This is a genomic window from Rhodococcus sp. AW25M09 (assembly GCF_000333955.1).
Taxonomy (GTDB): domain Bacteria; phylum Actinomycetota; class Actinomycetes; order Mycobacteriales; family Mycobacteriaceae; genus Rhodococcoides.
The window spans coordinates 24,611-42,146 of the sequence record NZ_CAPS01000039.1 but is presented as its reverse complement, the minus strand read 5'-3'; the positions used below and the strand labels follow the sequence as shown (position 1 = coordinate 42,146).

Genomic DNA, 17,536 nt, shown 5'->3' with positions numbered 1-17,536 from the left:
CCGGCTGTAGTGCTTGTGCTCGGTGTCGTGGGTGATCCAGTCGCGGTGTACGCGGTAGCAGGCGGCGATCTTGCGGGCGGCGTGCCGGTTCTCTGCCTGGGCGGCTGTGGTCAACGCCTCCAGCGACACTGTCGGTACTGCCATCGTCTTCACCCCCCCGGTGACCCAGTTCAGAACGTATGTTCGAACGAGGTGAAGAGTAACCGAGGCCACCGACACAAACGGTGGAGCCGATGTCGCGGGCCCGAACATCCTCGCGACCTGCTGCGATGCGTCAATTCGATAGGCGTTCTACACTCCTTCCCATGGGTGAGCCCGATTCCACAGCGGCCGAGCTGGCCACGTTGCGTGCCCAGGCAAGTAGAGGCGATCAGGATGCACTCGACCAGCTGGTCGAACTCGCAGGCTCCAGAAACGACCTCGACGAACTGCGCGCCCTCGCCGAAGCAGGCAGTACTGATGCGGTGGACCTCCTCGTCGAGCTCGCCGAAGAACGCGGCGACCGAGCGGAGTTGCAGAGGTTGGCCACCGCAGGCAGCCAGGACGCCGCAGACGTTCTGGACGAACTCGACAGCTAGCCGGGGCTGGGCCGCTCACCCAGTTGCACCGTAAGTCGGTGCGCAGCGTCGAGAAGCAACTTGCCCATTTCACGTCGTCGATCGTCGCGGAATCGCGTTTCGACGCCTGTCAGACTCAGCGCCCACGCCGGCTGGCCTGCGCGATCGAACACGGCTGCACCGAGCCCCCAGCTCCCCTCGACCAGCAGCGCCGGGTTGACGGCGAATCCCGTTGTCCGAGTGTGCGTGACGCGGTGTCGGATCTCGACGCTGGAGTGGCTTTCTCCCCATTCCGTCACCAGGTCGACACCGTCCAGGTACGCCTCGACCTCGCGGTCGGACAGGTGCGCCAGAATCGCCAAGCCTGCGGATGCCACACCGAGCGGGAGCCGAATGCCCTCGTACAGCACGTGCGAGCGGAGCGGAAAGCTCCCTTCGACTCGGAGCAGGCACACGGTCTCCGCACCGCGCCGCGCAGAAAGAAACGCACTCTCACCGCTCTCTGCGGCCAAGTGCTGCACTACATTTCGCGCCTGGTCGGTGACGTCGTAACGCAACGCCGCCATCGATCCCAACAGATAGATCTCCGGCCCCAGCGACCAGCGCCCGGTCGCGGAGTCGCGGTCGACGAACCCTTCGTCGGCAAGAGCCGACAACAGCCGATGCGCGGTGGGCCTTGCGATACCGGCTGCTCGCGCGAGCGCAGTGGTCGAGGCACCCGACGGCTCCTCTCCTCCCGCGGCGCGCAACAGTGCGCAGATCTTCCCGATCACGCTCGCGTTCGCATCCGGTGAGGTCACGTGCATATCCTACGTCCGCTCAGTGGACGCACAATCTGAGACTGTTCGCCGAACGAGCAGTTCGCAGCAACTCCCCCGATATAACACCAGCTCAGGTTCACTGGAGTCATCGTTTGCTCAACGAACACGTCAGGAGCTGTTGTGACAGGAAAGACCTACGCGTCCACCGCCGAGGCGGTCGCGGACATCGGCCGAGGGGCGACCATCGCGGTCGGCGGCTTCGGGCTCTGCGGTATCCCCGACGCCCTCATCGAGGCCATCGCGAACACCGACGCCACCGAGCTGGAGGTGTTCTCCAACAACTGCGGCGTCGACGGCTACGGACTCGGAATCCTGTTGACGGCCGGTCGCATTCGCCGCGTCACCGCGTCGTACGTCGGAGAGAACAAAGAATTCGCCCGCCAGTACCTCGCCGGCGAACTCGAAGTCGAACTCACCCCACAGGGCACCCTCGCCGAACGCCTGCGCGCCGGAGGCAACGGAATCCCCGCCTTCTTCACCCCCGCCGGAGTCGGCAGCCCCATCGCCGACGGCGGAATGCCGTGGCGCTACAACACCGACGGCTCCATCTCCATCGCATCGCCACCCAAAGAAACCCGAGTGTTCGGCAACAAACGCTACGTCCTCGAAGAATCGATCAACGCCGACTTCGCACTCGTACACGCCCACACCGGCGACACCGCAGGCGATCTCGTGTTCGACAAAACCGCCATGAACTTCAACCCCCTCGCCGCAATGGCCGGCAAAATCACCATCGCACAGGTCGAAAATCTCGTCGAGCCCGGCGAGATCGACCCAGCACAAGTACACCTCCCCGGAGTGTTCGTCCAACGCCTCGTACACACCGGGCCACAGGACAAACGCATCGAAAAGCGCACCATCAGTTCAGGAGTTCGAGCATGAGCACAGGATGGACCCGCGAGCAGATGGCCGAACGCGCCGCCGCGGAGATGATCGACGGAGAATACGTCAACCTCGGTATCGGGCTACCGACACTCATCCCGGGATACCTCACCGAGAAGGTCGAAGTCACCCTGCACTCGGAGAACGGCATCCTCGGCACCGGGCCCTACCCCACCGAAGACGCAGTCGACGCCAACCTCATCAACGCCGGTAAAGAAACAGTCACCGTCAATGCCGGAGCCGCGTACTTCGATTCGTCACTGAGCTTCGGGATGATCCGCGGCGGCCACATCGACACCGCCGTCCTCGGCGGCATGCAGGTCTCCCGAACCGGTGACCTCGCCAACTGGATGGTGCCCGGCAAAATGGTCAAAGGCATGGGCGGCGCAATGGACCTCGTACACGGCGCACGCCGGGTCATCGTCGTCATGGAACACACCGACCGCGACGGCAATCCGAAGATCCTGGATGCCTGCACTCTGCCGTTGACCGGCCAAGGCGTCGTCGATCGCATCATCACCAACCTCGCCGTCATCGACGTCGTCGGCGACGGAACCCTCGCACTCGCCGAACTCGCACCCGGCGTCACCACCGAGCAGGTCACCGCCGCAACAGGATCGGCCCTGACCCTCCCCTGACGTGACTGTGGGCTCGAACGTTACGAAACGCTCGAGCCCACAGAGTCAGAACCTAGTCGGGAATCATGTCGAAAGTGTCGGGGTTGGGACCGTTTCGACCCTCTTCACCCTTGTCCAACGCAGTGATCGCGTCGACATCGGCAGAGCTGAGCTCGAAGTCGAAAATGTCGAAATTCTCCTTCACCCGCTCCTGCGTCACCGACTTCGGGAAGATGATGTTGCCGCGCTGGATGTGCCAACGAAGTACCACCTGAGCAGTGGATTTTCCTGTGGCGTCGGCGATTCGCTTCAGTTCCGGGTCGTCGAGAACGTTGCCCTGGGCGATAGGCGACCACGCTTCGGTGGGGATGGCATGCTCGCGTCCGTAGGACCATGCCTCGTTGTTGACGAAGTAGGGATGTACCTCGATCTGGTTGACGGCGGGCACAGTCTCGGTCTCCTCCGCGAGGCGATCGAGATGGGCGGGCTGGAAATTCGACACGCCGATGCTGCGCGCACGACCGTCGGCCGCGAACTCCTCCAGAGTCTTCCAGGTGGAGACGAAATCGCCGTCGTAGCGGGTGGGCAGCGGCCAGTGGATGAGGAAGAGATCCACGTGATCGGTGCCGAGGTCACTGAGTGTCTGATCGAATGCCTTGCGCGCGTCGTCGGGCTTGTGGAAGCCGTTGTTGAGCTTGCTGGTGACGAACACCGATTCACGGTCGATACCGGAGTTTCGGATGCCTTCGCCGACCTGCTTTTCGTTGCCGTACATCTGAGCGGTGTCGATGTGGCGGTAGCCGATTTCGAGAGCCGTTTCGACGGACTTGGCCGTCTCCTCGGGATCGATCTGGAACACGCCGAAACCGAGCTGCGGAATCTGCTTGCCGTTTCTGAGCGTGACGTTGGGTACCTGAGTCATGCAGCTTGGGTGCCCGCCCCGCCGCCGCTTCAAACCGAATGAAATGATGCGAACGTGATAGTGCAGCGCATCAGGCGCGTAGTCGACGGTGTCGCCGAACGCCTCGGCCGATCCACCTCCGCCCTGATCGCCCCGGCCCGGCACTTCGATCCGGCGCATCCCTGGTTTCTGACGGCCACCGAACGCGGCAACGAGGACACCCGAATCGCGGCCTGGACCGAGGGCAACCGCGTCGACAATCTCGTCCACGGCAAGACGTACTTCGCGGCGCTCGCGCGGGCTCTCGAGCTGGCCGAGCGCGACGATCTGGTGTTCTTCGCCGACTGGCGCGGTGACCCAGAGCAGCTGCTCACCGACGACGGCACGTCCGTGGAGGACGCGCTCACAGCCGTCGCGCACCGCGGTGGCGTGGTCAAAGGCATGGTGTGGCGCTCGCACATGGAGACTCTCGGCTACACCGGGCCGAAAAATCGCAAGCTTGCCTTGCGCCTCGAGGAAGCCGGCGGCGAGGTGATCCTCGACCAGCGCGTGTTGACCCTCGGTAGCCACCATCAGAAATTCTTCGTCGTGCGGTATCGCAGGGCCGAGGTGGCCGATGTCGCGTTCGTCGGTGGTATCGATCTGGCCCGTGCCCGACGCGACGACGCCGATCATTTCGGCGATCCGGTCTCGCGTCCCTTCCCACCCGAGTACGGCGAGATCGCCGCCTGGCATGACGTGCAAGTGCAGCTGCAGGGACCTGCAGTGCGGGACGTGGAGGACGTCTTCCGCGAACGCTGGGAGGATCCCGCCGCGCTCTCGCGTCTGCCGTGGCACGCGATTCCAGACTTTCTCCGCGGAGTGACGCGTGAGCCGTCGGATCTGCCTCCGGTGTCGGATCACCCGGAACCGGCGGGTACCTGCTCGGTGCAGTTGCTGCGTACTTATCCGCGGCGACGCCCCGCGTATCCCTTCGCGACGAAGGGCGAGCGCAGCGCGGCCCGCGCATATTCCAAAGCACTCGACCGCGCCACCGAGTTGATCTACATCGAGGACCAGTATCTGTGGTCGGTCGACGTCGCTCGGGTGTTCGCGGCGGCGCTACGGCGCAAACCGAACCTCCGGTTGATAGTGGTAGTGCCCAAGCACCTCGACGACGACAGCCCACTCACCATTCCCTCTGCTTTGCTGGGCCATTCGGCAGCGCTCGGTGTCATTCGCGCTGCCGGTGGTGATCGAGTCATGGTGCTCGACATCGAAAACGACCGCGGCATACCGGTATACGTACACGCGAAGGTCTGCATCATCGACGACGTCTGGGCTGCTGTGGGCTCGGACAACTTCAATCGCCGCTCCTGGACGCATGATTCGGAGCTGACCGCGGCCATCATCGACGAGCAACGCGACGACCGGGCTCCATTGGACCCCGCCGGACTGGGCGACGGTGCCAGAACCCACGCGCGGAACCTACGGCTGGAGCTGATCCGCGAACACCTCGGACGGGCCGACGGCGACGACGCGGACCTGGTCGATCCACAACAGTTCTTCGATGTGGTCTCGGCCAGCGCGAAGGCTCTCGACAGCTGGCACGCCAACCCGTCCACGACGCAGCGCCCCGTCGGCCGACTGCGTCGCCACGAGATCTCGGTGCCGCCCGTGTGGCAGCAGCGACTCGCCGCGGTCGCCTACCGATTGTTCGTCGACCCCGACGGACGCCCGATCGGTATGCGTCTGCGCCGTCGCTTCTGACGCCCCAGCACGACCCAGCACGCCCCACCCCCAGCGACGTGTCGGTGGCCTCGGGCACACTGGCATCACGCCAACTCGTAGGGGGTCACGTATGACGTCATGGTCCGATTCCGGTTCGTTTCGCCCACTCCATTTCCATCCCGTGGTTCCACCGTTTCTGCTCGAACGGCTGGAGGGAGCCGGCCCCCGCGCCACGCTTCTCGCCGATCGAGAGATGCGCGCCGGCCGCGAGGTGGTCCAGGCGCGCACAGCCATCGCCCCGAGCACCGGCGGCACGCTCGAGCGCACGATTTCCGATGCGAAGTCCACCCGTGACCTGCCGGGCGGGCAGGTGCGTGCCGAGGGCCAAGATCCCATCGGTGATGCCGCGGCCGACGAGGCGTACGACGGTCTCGGTGCCACGTATGCGTTCTTCGACGAGGTCTACGGCTACTCGAGTCTCGACGGCAGTGGCCTCCCCCTCGATGCGACGGTGCACTACGGCCAGGACTACGACAACGCGTTCTGGGACGGCTCGCGCATGGTGTTCGGCGACGGTGACGGCGAGGTATTCGGTCGATTCACTGTCTCGGTGGGCGTCATTGCGCACGAGCTCGCACACGGGTTCACGCAGTACACCACCCCGCTCGAGTACAAGAACCAGGCCGGCGCGCTGAACGAATCGATCTCCGACGTGTTCGGCGCTCTGGTCGAGCAGTACACCGCGAAACAGAACGCCGAGGACGCGTCGTGGCTGATCGGCGAAGGCCTGTTCCTACCCGCCGTTCAAGGCAGGGCATTGCGTTCGCTGATCGAGCCCGGCACCGCCTACGACGACGATGTGCTGGGCAAGGATCCGCAACCCGCGAGCATGGACGATTTTGTCGTCACCACCGATGACGACGGTGGCGTGCACATCAATTCGGGTATTCCCAATCGCGCGTTCGCGGTCGCCGCCACCACGTTGGGTGGTCCGGCATGGGATCGCGTCGGTCAAGTCTGGTTCGACACGATGACCGTCGGTGGACTCGCGCCGACAGTGGATTTTGCCGGCTTCTCCGCCGCCACGCTCGCCGCAGCGAACAAACGATTCGGAGCCGGTTCCGACGTCGCCAGGGCCGTGGCCACGGGTTGGTCTACCGTGGGAGTACAGACAAGAGGAACGCCGAGCGACGATCGGGTGTGATCGAGGGCAGATGAGCCTGCGCATCGAGGTACTGCGGACCGGCGGCGTCGCCGGAATGTCCAAGCGCGGAGTCGTCGAAACGGACGCGCCCGAATGGCAGTCGATGGTCGAGGCCGCGCAGCCGTACATTGCCGATCAGCAGCACACCGATCCGACCGAGTCGACTGCCCGCGACACGTTCGTGTGGAACGTGTCGGTGGGTCAGCACTCGTGCCGGGTCGGGGATTCGGCTCTGACCGGGCCCCTACGCGACCTCGCGGAGCGCACACTCCGCGAGGGTCGCGTCAGGTAGATCCCTGGCCGGTAGCCAATTCAGGCCTTCCACTCCGCACTGCGTTCGACGGTTGCCTGGCTCAACGCCTCGATGGCGGCGTCGACTCCGAAATCCTTGCCGTACACCGGGGTTCCCGGCTGCTGACGCCACGACTGCGCGAGTGTTCCGGCGTCGAACGGATCGAAACCGAGAGCGTCGATCACCGAGAAGACGAACTTCTTGGAATCCTCGTCGTCGCCCGCTATCGGGAGCGCGATCCGCCCTTCGGTTCCGGCAGGCACACCCTTCTCGAGCAGGTGCTTGTACCAAATCCCGTTGAAGGCCTTCACGACCGGTTCGCCGAGTTGCTGGGACACCCAGACACTCTCGGGGGTTCCGCCCTCGATCTCCTCGATCAGCCCGTCACGCTGCTGTGGGTAATAATTGTTGGTCTCGACGATCGGGGCTCCGGGCTTGCGCGCACTGGCAATTCCCGGAGCGAGATCCGGCACGTTCTTCTGCGGAATGCTCAGAATGACCAGGTCGGCGTCCTGTGCGGCGTCGGCGGCCCAGACAGCCGTCGCGCCGGTTTCCGACGCCAGCTCCGCGAGCGTCTCGGGGTCACGTGAGTTCGAGAACCGAACCTCGTGGCCGAGCGCCGTCAGGTTGCGAACGAGCGTGCCGCCGATGAATCCACTGCCGATGATTCCAATTTTCATACTCGGAACCAACACGCCCGATCCGAAACAATTCCCGTCAGGACCCGATCGAGACCTTCGACCGTGGTCGGCCGAATTTCATGGCGCTGTCCACGAGCTTGCCGTACCGCAGCACCGGCAGATCCCGGAAGTAGTTCATTCGCAGCTTCCACGGGGTTTCGCTGCCTTGCTTGGGGAAGTTGTCCACCGCGCGCAACACGTAACCAGCCGCGAAGTCGAGGAAGGGTTCCTCACCGATGGACGGGTCACGCTCGAGTTCGACGGTGCTGTATCCGTTCTCGTCCATGTGCGCCAGTAGTCGCATGACGTAGTTCGAGACCATGTCTGCCTTGAGCGTCCACGACGCATTGGTGTAGCCGACGACGAAGGCGAAGTTCGGGATCCCGGTGAGCATCATGCCCTTGTAGGCCATGGTGCTGGGCAGGTCGACATCATTGCCGTCGATGCGGAACTGGGCCCCGCCGAGCGCGGAAAGGTTCAATCCGGTTGCGGTGACGACGATATCGGCATCGAGGTGCTCGCCGGACTTCAGCTTCAGGCCGGTCTCGGTGAAGGTGTCGATGTGATCGGTGACGATCGAGACCTGATCCTTGCGGATGGCCCGGAACAGATCGTTGTCGGGCACCAAGCACAGACGCTGATCCCACGGGTTGTAGGACGGGGTGAAGTGAGTGTCGAGGTCGTATCCCTTCGGCAGCCAGCCCTCCTGCAGCTTACGGATCCGCTTCTTCATGAATTCCGGGTACTTCTGACTCAGCGTGTAGATCAGCATCGCCATCGACACGTTCTTCAGACGGGTGACGCTGTACGCCAACTTCTTCGGCAGTCTACGGCGCAGTGTCTGCGCAATCGGATCCTTGGAGGGGAGCGAGAGCACGTAGCTGGGCGAACGCTGCAGCAGAGTGACATGCTCGGCGTCACGGGCGAGATTGGGAGCCAACGTGATAGCCGTTGCACCACTGCCGATGACGACGACCTTCTTGCCGGACCAGTCCAGGTCCTCGGGCCAGTGCTGCGGGTGGATCACCTGTCCGGCGAAGTTGTCCTGGCCGGCGAACTCGGGAGTGAACCCCTTGTCGTAGTTGTAGTAACCACTGCAGGAGAACACGAACGACGCGGTGATGGTCACCGTCTCGTCGGTGTCGGTACGTTGCGCTGTTACCGTCCAGATTTGCTGCTCACTGGACCACTCGAGCCCCACCACCTTGTGATGGAACCGAATGTGCTTGTCGACACCGGCTTCTCGGGCGGCGTCGACGATGTATTCGCGGATATCGGAGCCGTCGGCGATGGACTTCTCCCCCATCCACGGCTTGAAGCTGTATCCAAGGGTGTACATGTCGGAGTCGGAGCGAATTCCCGGGTAGCGGAACAGATCCCACGTGCCACCGATAGCGCCGCGACTTTCCAGAATTGCGTAGGTCTTGCCGGGCAGGTCGTGCCCGAGATGGCGCGCGGCACCGATCCCGGACAGTCCTGCACCGATGATGAGGACATCGACCTCGGGGGAAGGCAGTACGGCAGTCATATCGGCAACGATTCCTTCGGTGTGGGGGGGGTCAGCTGGTCTTGTTGCGAGCGCTCTCGGATCTACCGAGGCGCGCTACTTCTTGGTCCATCTTGGGCAGGATCGTCGGCACGTGCTCGAGCATGCTGCGATCGCCGATCCGTGAGGTGATGACGGCCTTGAACCAGGAGGCTGCGCCAACCCACCGCGGCACGTAGACACGGCGCTTGCGCTTGGCCAGGCCGTCGACGAACGCGTCGACGCACTGCTCGACGGTCATCGTCTTGCCCAGCGGGCCCGGTAGTACCGCGAGCAGATCCTGGAATGCAGTGAGATCGGATTTGGCGTCCTGCACCATCGGGGTGTCGATCCACGCCATGTGCGCAGATCCCACGTCGACTCCCCGGTAGTTGACCTCGAGGCGAAGCGCGTTCGCGAAATGTTCGGCCGCGGCCTTGCTGGCGTTGTACGAAGCCAAGCCGGGGCACGGGGTGAACGCCGCGAGTGACGAGACGACGAGGATATAACCGTTCCGTTCGATCAGCGACGGCAACGCAGCTCGAACGGTGTTGAACACACCCATCACATTGATGTCCATGACGCGCTGGAACGTTGCCGGATCGACCTGCATGATCGAGCCGTAGCTGGCGATTCCCGCATTGGCGAGCACCAGATCGATGCCCCCGTACGCCTCGATTCCGCCGTCGACGGCGCGCTGCATCTCGTCCAGATTCCGGACGTCGGCAACGAACGCGACGGCTTTCAGCTGGGTTTCCAACTCACGGAGCGGGGCTTCGTCGACGTCGACCAGGACGAGTCGAGCGCCTCGCCCCGCCAGCGCCCGCGCCGTCTCGGCACCGATCCCTCTGGCTGCTCCGGTGATCAGAACGACCTTGTTTCGTAGCGTCGACGCCGCCATCTACTCCCCCTCGATCGAAATGCTTGCTTGCGAACACTTTGCATCTGATACCGAGCGGTGTCAAGATCTTCCTGTGACTACCAATCACAGTGAAGTCGGTCGTACCTATCGCGGTGCGCCCCCGCAGCAGCGACAGCAGGAACGTCGAACGCGCCTGCTCGACGCCGCTGTCGAAGTGTTCGGCACCACCGGATACCGGACGGCCACTGTGGAGCGGGTGTGCGCCGAGGCCGGACTGACCAAGCGCTATTTCTACGAGTCGTTCACCAACAGCGAGGACTTGCTGATGGCGACCTACGCCCGCGCCACCGACGCGATGCGGGAGGAGATCCTCGCAGGTGCCGCCGGCGAGACCGACTCGAGCGAACAGGTTCTCCGAGGAGCGCTCACCGGCTTCTTCACCTTCGTTGCCGAGCAGCCCAAGTCCGCCCGCATCGCATTCGTCGAAATCTTGGGCGTCTCCCCTGTCGTCGACGCGCTGTACCGCAAGACGACGACCTCGTTCTCCGCCACGGTATTGCAGGTGGCCGAGGCCGTCGGTTCCAGCCGGGGTCTGGCCGGGCCCAACCGTCGGACGCTCGCAATGGGGCTGGTGGGCGCAGTGCTCACCATCGCCCAACAGTGGCTCCTCTCCCCCGAACGCGAACCACTCGACTCCGTGATCGCCAGCGCCCACACCATTCTGGCCGCGGTGGTGTTCGGCCGCGTCGACGGCTGAGCTGGAATTACAGGACGTACTTCGCTCAGGGCCTGCTCTGCAGCGGCTCCACGGGCTCGTGCGCGGTGGAGTGTTCTCCGGATTTGACGACGACGACGCCGAGCAGAATCAGTACGCCACCGGCGAGTTGGATCGGGGCCGGTGCCTGGCCGAGCAGTAGCCACGCGAACACCAGTGCCGCAACAACTTCCATCAATCCCATGAACGAGGCCAACCTCGAACCCAGGCGTCGCCCCGCGGCAATGCCGAGGACGTACGCCAGCGCGGCCGTGACCACTCCGAGCCCGATGATCGGAACCCACCACGGCACGACGGCGTCGACGAAGGTGACGTCGGTGAGCGGGGCCGCGAACGGCACGATGCCGACGAGTCCGGCGAGCAGCAGGATGAGCCCACCCGCGAGCAGTCCACCGCCGGCGAGCACGATCGGCGGAAGTCCGTTGCTCTCGTCCGCAGACAGCACCCAGTAGACGGCCGCCCCGGCCATGGCTCCGAGCGCCCACAGCACTCCCACGGTGTCGACGTCGGCACCGGAAATCAGGTCGAGCACGAGCACCAGACCCATCGCGGCCAACAGTGCACCGACCACAGTCAGGCGGCCCGGACGCTGCTGGTGGCGAAACCACATCCATCCGATGACGGCCACGGGTGAGGTGAATTCGATGAGCAGCGCGACCCCCACTTCCATGCGTCCGACGGCATTGAAGAACGCCAGCTGGCAGCCTGCCACCGCGAACGCTCCGTACGCGGCGATCAACTTCCAGTTCTGACGCAGCAGAACCCAGCGCCCTCGCAGAGCCAGGATCGACGGAACGAACAGAACCGCTGCGGCGAGCACGATGCGCGCGGTCACCGCTGCTCCGGCCGTCCACCCTGCGTCGAGCAGCCCCTTGGCCAATGATCCGGACAACCCGAACGACGCAGCCGAGAGCAGCGCGAAACCAAGTCCCGAGAATCGACGCGACCGCGCCGCAGCGTCGTGAGCGACCGCGCCATCGGCATGCGCGTCATGAGTGTAAGCCGTCATGACATGTGACAGTAGATATCGAGTTGGTAAGGTGTCAACATGCTTTTTGCTCATGACGCAGAACTGTCGCTTCTGTCCGCCGTGGCACTGGTCAATACCGCCGAGGAACCGGACACGTTGACCACACGCGAGCAGTTGACCGAGTTCATCTCCGAGCAGGGCTACTCGGGCCGGTTCGACGGAGACGATGCCGAGCTCGACGCCGTCCGGGCCCTCCGGCCGACCCTGCGGTCACTGCTCACCAGCAGCCGCGACGATGCGGTGATCGAGGTGAACCGACTGCTCGCCGAATCCTCGGCTCTGCCTCGACTGGTGCGCCACGGAGACCTCGACTGGCACGTTCACGCCGTCGCCGACGACAGTCCACTCGCGACGCGCATCGTCGTCGAGACCGCCATGGCCATGATCGATGTCATCCGCGCCGACGAGCTCTCCCGCCTGGACGTCTGTGCCGATCCGGACTGCGACGGGTTGGTCCTCGACCTCTCACGCAATCGGTCCCGTCGGTTCTGCAGTACCACCTGCGGGAACCGCGCGGCCGTCGCCGCATACCGCGCGCGCAAGGCCCAGTAATTCGCTCGCAAGGCTCGATCATTCGCTCGCAAGGCTCAGTGACGACGCCCACTGACCGTTTCAGGGCTTAATCGATCGACTTTCGGGTACTCCGGGCTGGAGCTGATCGAAAGGAATTACCCCCATGGTCGAGAAAAGGCCTTCCACATCCAGCATGTCCAGAGCTGTCGTGAACATGCTGGCCGTCGTCATGATCTTCGCCGGAATAGCCGCAATCGGTGGCTTGATCGCCGCAATCGCAGGCGGCTTCGAGGGCTGGGCAATAGTCGCAGGTGTCGCCGTCATAGTGCTGTTCACCGGCGGTTTTTTCGCCGTTCGCGAAGGCGCACGCCGTCGGTCTCGCGAGTCCACGCAGGTGGTCTACGCGCCGGACCACACCGACGAACTGTTCGATGTCGACCCGCGCACCGGCGAACGAACGCCGCACCGCGACTAGCGGCTCAGGTCGGGACCGATTCGAGGCGAACCATCGAGTCGTTTCCGAGAAAGTACACACCCGACCGGGTCTGGACGATCGAACCCCATTCCGTGAAACCGCGAGCCCCGTCGGCAAGCGGCCAGCGCCATCGGATGTCACCGGCGGTGGTCGCCACCACCGCTTCACCATCGATGGAGTAGACGGTGTCACCGATAGTGGCATCCGACGCGTACGTGTCGCGTAGTTGCCACAGCTGGGTGCCGTTGTTGTCGACAACGACGCCATCAGAGGTCAATTCGAGGCCGTCGAGTGGTTGCCCGGTGCGGGGGTCGAAGAATGTCGACTCACCGCCGAGAGTGACCAGTCCGCGCTCGTCGGCGACGTGAATCAGCGTGCCGTCGACGCCGTCCCACCCCGCAAACGAGGTGATCGGCCGCGACCACATCCGGTCCAGGGCATCCGGCGATCCGCCGTGCAGCACCGATTCACTGTCCTCGGGGTTCCCCTCCAGCAGGTACACCGATGCCCCGTCGCTCTCTATGGCGTACGGAAACCAGTCCTCGGGGATCGGGGTTCTCAGTACCTCTCCGTCGTCCACGCCGATCCTCACGATCGACGCCACGTCGGAATACGAATCCAGACAGACGATGTCATCGCCGACGGGAACACTTGCACATTCGTCGACGCTCCCGGGTGACTTCTTCCACCGGACACCGCCGTCGTCGGAATCGATGGCCACGAACTCGATCGCATCCACCGAGTAGGAGCGCGGATTCGGCAGGCCGACAGCGGTGACGAGAACATCACCGGCGTCGATCACACCGGTCACGCTCGAATCGTATTGTAGATCTGCTGCGGGAGAACGGAATGCGGCGAACTCACGTCCATACACCGTCTCGGCATCGATCCGCCACGTCGGATCGAGGATAGGCCCGGTCGGCGCCTGCGTGTCCGTCGTCTCCTCCGAGTACGTCGGTGTCATCGCCTGGATGCCCGACGGCTGTTCGACGGGATCGTCCTGCATCGATACCACGACGACTGCGGCGACGACGACGGAGACGGCGGCAACCGCGATCGCCACCGCCGCGCGAATCGTCGATCTTCTCTGTGAATCGGTCATGGCCACTGCGCAATCGGGGCCTGGGCCACCGCGTCGAGAATCTCGAACGGTAACGGTTCCGGTAACACCATCGGTGCGTACTGGGTGCGGGCGAGGTCCACCGTCGAGCGGACCGACACCTGTACCCCGGACGGTCGCGTCACAGTCACCGAACGCGCCAACTGTGTGGTGCCGTCCTCGGACGTCATGCTGTTGACGATATCGGCGTCGTAGCTTTCGACCACCGAACCGTCGGGCAGCGTTCGGAACTCGACGACGGGTCCGTACGCATTCTCGGGGTCGTAGGGATCCAAGGCCACCGGCAGTGCCGCTCCTCCGGACACGGAGATAGAAATTCCGATATCGGTACCGACGACTTCGAGATCGGCGCACACCCCGGAACCGTAATAGCCGGGAACAAGGGACCCGATCGGTCGGTTCAGCGGCGGCGCATCGGGTATCGACTCCCACGTGATCGTCAACGCGTCGTTCGCCGCCTCGACGGACTCGGCCCGAATATCGGCGACGGTCCCGTTCTCGTCGGATGTGACGGAGCAGTCCTGTCGTGGACCGGGAGTGCCGACCGGAGCAAGAACCGTGACTCTCAGCTCCGGCAGTGCGGCGACGAGGGCCAATTCGGATGTCTCCATAGGGAATTCGGCCGAGGTGTTGTCGGTGGTGAGATTGGCGGTCACCAGCGTCCCGTCCGGGTGATACGCGGTGGCCGAGCGGAAGTGAGTTCGATTACCGTCGAACTCATACCAACCGTCGTTGGTATCGATGACGGTGCCGTCGAGCTCGGTGGTTCGCGCATCGAGAGCGCCTGCGACACAAGCGGGGACACCGGTGTCCGACGGTCGGACGTCGATGCTCGCGTAGGCAGACGAGTCGGCCCGAGCCAATTCACCTCTCGCGCTGGTGCTGGGCTCGAAACCGTCCGGCGCAGCACCGCCGAGATCGTCGACAGGTTGAAAGGTCAGCGACTGGGATGGGGCGGCCAGTTCGACGGTGACATCGCCGGGAAGCGCGGCCAGCACGGCAGCCGACATGGCACCGGCTTTGCTCGAGGTGAGCCACGAATAAGCCGGGTTGTCGTAGGACGGCGAGGACCCACCGAGCGAGGACCAAGACACCCTCTCTCCCTCGCTCGACGGAGGCGGCTCGACCTCCGAGCACCCGGGAATGTCCACCGGATATTCGATCGGCTCGGACACGATCGAGGAATCTCGCTCCGCCACAGCGGACTCCGGCGATCGAAGCAGCCCGGCCGCGACGACCCCCAGGGCAACCACCGTGACGATGACGGATGCGTCGATGATGGCGTCGTATCTTCTACCTTCGAGCACGAGACGACAATACATACCTTTCGGATGGTTTTCCCGACTTGACGCTTGCCCTCAGCGCGAGTCGGCCCGCAGCGCCGCCAACATACTCGAGCTCGGCGCATATCGGCTGATCCAGGTGGCCTGGACGGCGTGGTAGAGATCGGGCTTGCCGCTCCACACCGTCGCGGCCGGAACGTTCCGAGGGTCGAGTTCGTGATGCCTAGAGCCGTCGACACGATCGAGGAAGTACTCGGCTGCGACGTCCCACCAGGCGCGATAGTCGGATTCGTATCGGTCTTCTCCGGTGTGGCGGGCAAGAGTCGCGGCCGCGCCGATCGCCTCGCACAGCACCCAGTGCAGACGTCCGGTGACCACGGGCTTGCCCGTCCAATCGGTGGTGTAGACGAACCCCGGTGTCGGCCCGGGCTGCCAGCCGTCCTGCGCCGCTCGGTGATACAGAGACTTCGCAGATTCGACGTAGTCGTGGCCCTGAGCGCTGGTGGTAACCAGGCTGGCCTGCACCAGAAGTCGTGCCCACTCGAAGCCGTGCCCCACCGTCGCCCCGTAGGGCTTGAACTGGTTCGCGGTGTCGTCCGCATTGAACTCGAGCTGCGGGATCCACTTGGCGGTGAAGTGTTCCGGGATTCGGTGGTGGTTCTCCTGCGCCCAGCCGATCACGTTGTCGCAGATACGTACTGCGCGGTCACGCCAGATCGTGGGCGCACCCGCGTCGACAGCAGCGAACAGCGCTTCGACCATGTGCATATTGGCGTTGATGCCGCGGTAGTCGTCGAGTTCGGTCCAGTCCGCATTCCAGGTGTCCGCACACATTCCGTAATTGTCGTCCCAGAATCGCGTGTCCACGACGTCGAGGGCTTCGCCGAGAAGATACCGACCACGCGGATGGCCCGCTGCAGTGGCAGCCGCGGCAGCCAGCACCACAAAAGCATGTGTGTAGGCGGTCTTCTCGGCATCGGGTGAGGACGCGTCAGCACTGGACTCGAACCAACCACCGTTCGTGCTGTCGCGCAACGTCGTCAACAACCCGTCGAACACTCGATCAGCTTTTCTGCGAGACCCGGGATGCCCCTGAAGCGAGGCCAGGAAATGGATGTGCGCCATTCGTGCCGTGACGTACGTGAGCGCCGGGTGCCCGAGGTCGGGGTTGCCGCGATCGTCCAGCCACACCGCGCCGCCGTCCGGGTGCTCGAGCACGGTTCCGAAACCGAGGAGCCGAGACGATTCGGTGTCGAGCCACAACTGATGCGACGGCAGTGTCGACCAGCCGTGCTGATCTCCGGAAGTCATGTGTTCATTGTGCGCCGTAGTCGATGCGATCGGCCGAAGTCAGTGAGAGACGCTGTAGCGCAGATACATTGCCCCCGATAGCGCGAAGCGCTTCTGCTCCTCGAGAACCAGCTCGAGGCGACGATCGGCCGGGAAGTACGGCTTCCCACCACCGAGGATGGTCGGCAGGATGATCAGCTCGAATTGATCGATCTCGTCGACCAACGACTCGGCCAGACCGGCCCCGCCCACGGCCAACGTTCCCTCGGTTTCCCGCTTGAGCCGTTGCACCTCAGCGAGTGCGTCGAGGCTGCGCACCAGTCGGCAGCCGTCGGCCACGGAGTCGAGGGTGTCGGAGAAGATGATTCGAGGAGTGGCCTTGTACAGCTCGGCGAACTCTGCCTCGACCTCATCGCCGTCGGCGCGTTCCGGATCCGTCCAGAAGTCCTCCATGACGTCGTACAGGCGGCGCCCGAAGAGAAAGGCCGTCGTCGACTCCGTCTGCTGATTGGAGAATCGATGTGTCTCCTCGTCGGGTACGGAGAAATCGATTCTGCCTGCCGGGTCCTCGATGTAGCCGTCGAGGGAGACGTGCATGTTGTAGGTCAGAATTGCCATGTCACTCCTTGAAGTCGGGTGGGTTCGCCAGTATCGACCTTCGCGAGTTCCAGAAGTCACCGTTCGAGCACTTCCATCCGCGCATCAGTCGAGAATCGCGGTTGCCTCGACCTCCACCAGCACGTCCGGTTCGAAGAGATGGTCCACGCCGATCAGCGATGCGGGCGGCATCGGGGTGGCAACCCGACCTCCTCGGCGACGCGAGCGACTCCGTCCATGAACTCTGCGATCCTCTCCGGAACCTGCTGTAGCCCACTGCGCAGAACGGTCGGTCTCGGACCGAGTCTCAGTGTCCCCAAACGAAAGACCGAGCTGCCCATAATTTCGGCGCAGCATTGCTGCGCAGAGAGTATTCCGATCCGACTCGAATAGTTGCTATTG

The 17,536-nt window shown here is 64.0% G+C and carries 19 protein-coding genes and 1 pseudogene; 9 read left to right on the top strand and 11 right to left on the bottom strand.

Translation table 11 applies throughout. The annotated features are described in order from the left end of the window. Positions 1–305: 305 nt before the first annotated feature. The gene (locus RHODMAR_RS07115) at positions 306–578 is read left to right on the top strand and encodes a hypothetical protein (RefSeq protein WP_008712873.1); all 273 of its coding nucleotides are present in this window, start codon (positions 306–308) and stop codon (positions 576–578) included. Here the strand turns inward: RHODMAR_RS07115 and RHODMAR_RS07110 are convergent. Beyond that, on the bottom strand, positions 575–1,363 hold the full coding sequence (locus RHODMAR_RS07110; RefSeq protein WP_008712871.1) for an IclR family transcriptional regulator: 789 nt from the start codon (positions 1,361–1,363) through the stop codon (positions 575–577). The two genes, RHODMAR_RS07115 and RHODMAR_RS07110, sit on opposite strands and share 4 nt — an antisense overlap. A 135-nt stretch (positions 1,364–1,498) precedes the next feature. Between RHODMAR_RS07110 and RHODMAR_RS07105 the strand changes: the two genes are divergently transcribed. Continuing rightward, positions 1,499–2,260 carry a CoA transferase subunit A gene (locus RHODMAR_RS07105; RefSeq protein ID WP_008712870.1) on the top strand — a complete coding sequence of 254 codons (762 nt, stop codon included), beginning with the start codon at positions 1,499–1,501 and terminating at the stop codon, positions 2,258–2,260. Continuing rightward, complete coding sequence (locus tag RHODMAR_RS07100; RefSeq protein ID WP_008712868.1) at positions 2,257–2,898, top strand: 3-oxoacid CoA-transferase subunit B; 642 nt, start codon at positions 2,257–2,259, stop codon at positions 2,896–2,898. The genes RHODMAR_RS07105 and RHODMAR_RS07100 overlap by 4 nt, the downstream gene beginning before the upstream one ends. A gap of 52 nt (positions 2,899–2,950) precedes the next feature. Here the strand turns inward: RHODMAR_RS07100 and RHODMAR_RS07095 are convergent, their stop codons facing one another. Beyond that, a complete protein-coding gene (locus RHODMAR_RS07095; protein ID WP_042938319.1) occupies positions 2,951–3,799 on the bottom strand; it encodes an aldo/keto reductase in 849 nt (282 codons plus the stop codon). Positions 3,800–3,853: 54 nt separating this feature from the next. Between RHODMAR_RS07095 and RHODMAR_RS07090 the strand changes: the two genes are divergently transcribed. From RHODMAR_RS07090 to RHODMAR_RS07080, 3 genes are all read left to right on the top strand, one after another. After that, positions 3,854–5,527, top strand: coding sequence for a phospholipase D family protein (locus tag RHODMAR_RS07090; protein ID WP_008712864.1), 1,674 nt, complete (start codon positions 3,854–3,856; stop codon positions 5,525–5,527). Positions 5,528–5,618: 91 nt separating this feature from the next. Continuing rightward, positions 5,619–6,692, top strand: coding sequence for a M4 family metallopeptidase (locus RHODMAR_RS07085; RefSeq protein WP_008712862.1), 1,074 nt, complete (start codon positions 5,619–5,621; stop codon positions 6,690–6,692). A 10-nt stretch (positions 6,693–6,702) separates the two neighbouring features. Then, on the top strand, positions 6,703–6,984 hold the full coding sequence (locus RHODMAR_RS07080; RefSeq protein ID WP_008712860.1) for a protealysin inhibitor emfourin: 282 nt from the start codon (positions 6,703–6,705) through the stop codon (positions 6,982–6,984). Between the two features lie 20 nt (positions 6,985–7,004). Here RHODMAR_RS07080 and RHODMAR_RS07075 read toward each other — a convergent pair whose 3' ends face one another. Genes RHODMAR_RS07075 through RHODMAR_RS07065 form a run of 3 tightly spaced genes read right to left on the bottom strand, consistent with a single transcriptional unit; the run spans position 7,005 to position 10,090 of the window. Continuing rightward, on the bottom strand, positions 7,005–7,679 hold the full coding sequence (locus tag RHODMAR_RS07075) for an NADPH-dependent F420 reductase (protein WP_008712858.1): 675 nt from the start codon (positions 7,677–7,679) through the stop codon (positions 7,005–7,007). Between the two features lie 22 nt (positions 7,680–7,701). Then, on the bottom strand, positions 7,702–9,192 hold the full coding sequence (locus RHODMAR_RS07070) for a flavin-containing monooxygenase (protein WP_008712857.1): 1,491 nt from the start codon (positions 9,190–9,192) through the stop codon (positions 7,702–7,704). A 31-nt stretch (positions 9,193–9,223) separates the two neighbouring features. Continuing rightward, complete coding sequence (locus RHODMAR_RS07065) at positions 9,224–10,090, bottom strand: SDR family oxidoreductase (RefSeq protein ID WP_008712855.1); 867 nt, start codon at positions 10,088–10,090, stop codon at positions 9,224–9,226. A 73-nt stretch (positions 10,091–10,163) separates the two neighbouring features. On the opposite strand from RHODMAR_RS07065, the gene RHODMAR_RS07060 reads away from it, so the two are divergent. Then, positions 10,164–10,808: a TetR/AcrR family transcriptional regulator gene (locus RHODMAR_RS07060; RefSeq protein ID WP_042938298.1), complete on the top strand. Its 645-nt coding sequence runs from the start codon at positions 10,164–10,166 to the stop codon at positions 10,806–10,808. Positions 10,809–10,833: 25 nt separating this feature from the next. Here the strand turns inward: RHODMAR_RS07060 and RHODMAR_RS07055 are convergent, their stop codons facing one another. Next, entirely contained in the window at positions 10,834–11,835 is a 1,002-nt protein-coding gene (locus tag RHODMAR_RS07055) for an EamA family transporter (RefSeq protein ID WP_008712851.1), read from the bottom strand. A 39-nt stretch (positions 11,836–11,874) separates the two neighbouring features. On the opposite strand from RHODMAR_RS07055, the gene RHODMAR_RS07050 reads away from it, so the two are divergent. Both RHODMAR_RS07050 and RHODMAR_RS07045 read left to right on the top strand, forming a co-directional pair. Continuing rightward, positions 11,875–12,408, top strand: a complete 534-nt coding sequence (locus RHODMAR_RS07050) for a CGNR zinc finger domain-containing protein (protein WP_008712849.1) — start codon at positions 11,875–11,877, stop codon at positions 12,406–12,408. Between the two features lie 154 nt (positions 12,409–12,562). Then, entirely contained in the window at positions 12,563–12,844 is a 282-nt protein-coding gene (locus RHODMAR_RS07045; protein ID WP_051047850.1) for a hypothetical protein, read from the top strand. 4 nt (positions 12,845–12,848) lie between these two features. Here RHODMAR_RS07045 and RHODMAR_RS07040 read toward each other — a convergent pair whose 3' ends face one another. The 5 genes and pseudogenes from RHODMAR_RS07040 to RHODMAR_RS28950 all read right to left on the bottom strand — a co-directional run. Beyond that, a complete protein-coding gene (locus RHODMAR_RS07040; RefSeq protein WP_008712846.1) occupies positions 12,849–13,946 on the bottom strand; it encodes a hypothetical protein in 1,098 nt (365 codons plus the stop codon). Continuing rightward, entirely contained in the window at positions 13,943–15,271 is a 1,329-nt protein-coding gene (locus tag RHODMAR_RS07035; protein WP_008712844.1) for a hypothetical protein, read from the bottom strand. Before RHODMAR_RS07035 ends, RHODMAR_RS07040 begins: the two co-directional genes overlap by 4 nt. Before the next feature lie 51 nt (positions 15,272–15,322). Continuing rightward, positions 15,323–16,558, bottom strand: a complete 1,236-nt coding sequence (locus RHODMAR_RS07030; RefSeq protein ID WP_008712842.1) for an AGE family epimerase/isomerase — start codon at positions 16,556–16,558, stop codon at positions 15,323–15,325. A 39-nt stretch (positions 16,559–16,597) separates the two neighbouring features. Next, entirely contained in the window at positions 16,598–17,155 is a 558-nt protein-coding gene (locus RHODMAR_RS07025) for a dihydrofolate reductase family protein (protein ID WP_008712840.1), read from the bottom strand. 84 nt (positions 17,156–17,239) lie between these two features. After that, positions 17,240–17,394: pseudogene (locus tag RHODMAR_RS28950) on the bottom strand (RidA family protein); the annotation flags it as partial. Between the last annotated feature and the right edge of the window lie 142 nt (positions 17,395–17,536).

Excerpts from the sequence above, each read along its gene's own strand:
- RHODMAR_RS07115 (WP_008712873.1), top strand. The coding sequence starts at position 306 with ATGGGTGAGCCCGATTCCACAGCGGCCGAGCTGGCCACGTTGCGTGCC.
- RHODMAR_RS07110 (WP_008712871.1), bottom strand. The coding sequence starts at position 1,363 with ATGCACGTGACCTCACCGGATGCGAACGCGAGCGTGATCGGGAAGATC.
- RHODMAR_RS07100 (WP_008712868.1), top strand. The coding sequence starts at position 2,257 with ATGAGCACAGGATGGACCCGCGAGCAGATGGCCGAACGCGCCGCCGCG.
- RHODMAR_RS07095 (WP_042938319.1), bottom strand. The coding sequence starts at position 3,799 with ATGACTCAGGTACCCAACGTCACGCTCAGAAACGGCAAGCAGATTCCG.
- RHODMAR_RS07085 (WP_008712862.1), top strand. The coding sequence starts at position 5,619 with ATGACGTCATGGTCCGATTCCGGTTCGTTTCGCCCACTCCATTTCCAT.
- RHODMAR_RS07080 (WP_008712860.1), top strand. The coding sequence starts at position 6,703 with ATGAGCCTGCGCATCGAGGTACTGCGGACCGGCGGCGTCGCCGGAATG.
- RHODMAR_RS07070 (WP_008712857.1), bottom strand. The coding sequence starts at position 9,192 with ATGACTGCCGTACTGCCTTCCCCCGAGGTCGATGTCCTCATCATCGGT.
- RHODMAR_RS07065 (WP_008712855.1), bottom strand. The coding sequence starts at position 10,090 with ATGGCGGCGTCGACGCTACGAAACAAGGTCGTTCTGATCACCGGAGCA.
- RHODMAR_RS07055 (WP_008712851.1), bottom strand. The coding sequence starts at position 11,835 with ATGACGGCTTACACTCATGACGCGCATGCCGATGGCGCGGTCGCTCAC.
- RHODMAR_RS07050 (WP_008712849.1), top strand. The coding sequence starts at position 11,875 with ATGCTTTTTGCTCATGACGCAGAACTGTCGCTTCTGTCCGCCGTGGCA.
- RHODMAR_RS07045 (WP_051047850.1), top strand. The coding sequence starts at position 12,563 with ATGTCCAGAGCTGTCGTGAACATGCTGGCCGTCGTCATGATCTTCGCC.
- RHODMAR_RS07040 (WP_008712846.1), bottom strand. The coding sequence starts at position 13,946 with ATGACCGATTCACAGAGAAGATCGACGATTCGCGCGGCGGTGGCGATC.
- RHODMAR_RS07030 (WP_008712842.1), bottom strand. The coding sequence starts at position 16,558 with ATGACTTCCGGAGATCAGCACGGCTGGTCGACACTGCCGTCGCATCAG.
- RHODMAR_RS07025 (WP_008712840.1), bottom strand. The coding sequence starts at position 17,155 with ATGGCAATTCTGACCTACAACATGCACGTCTCCCTCGACGGCTACATC.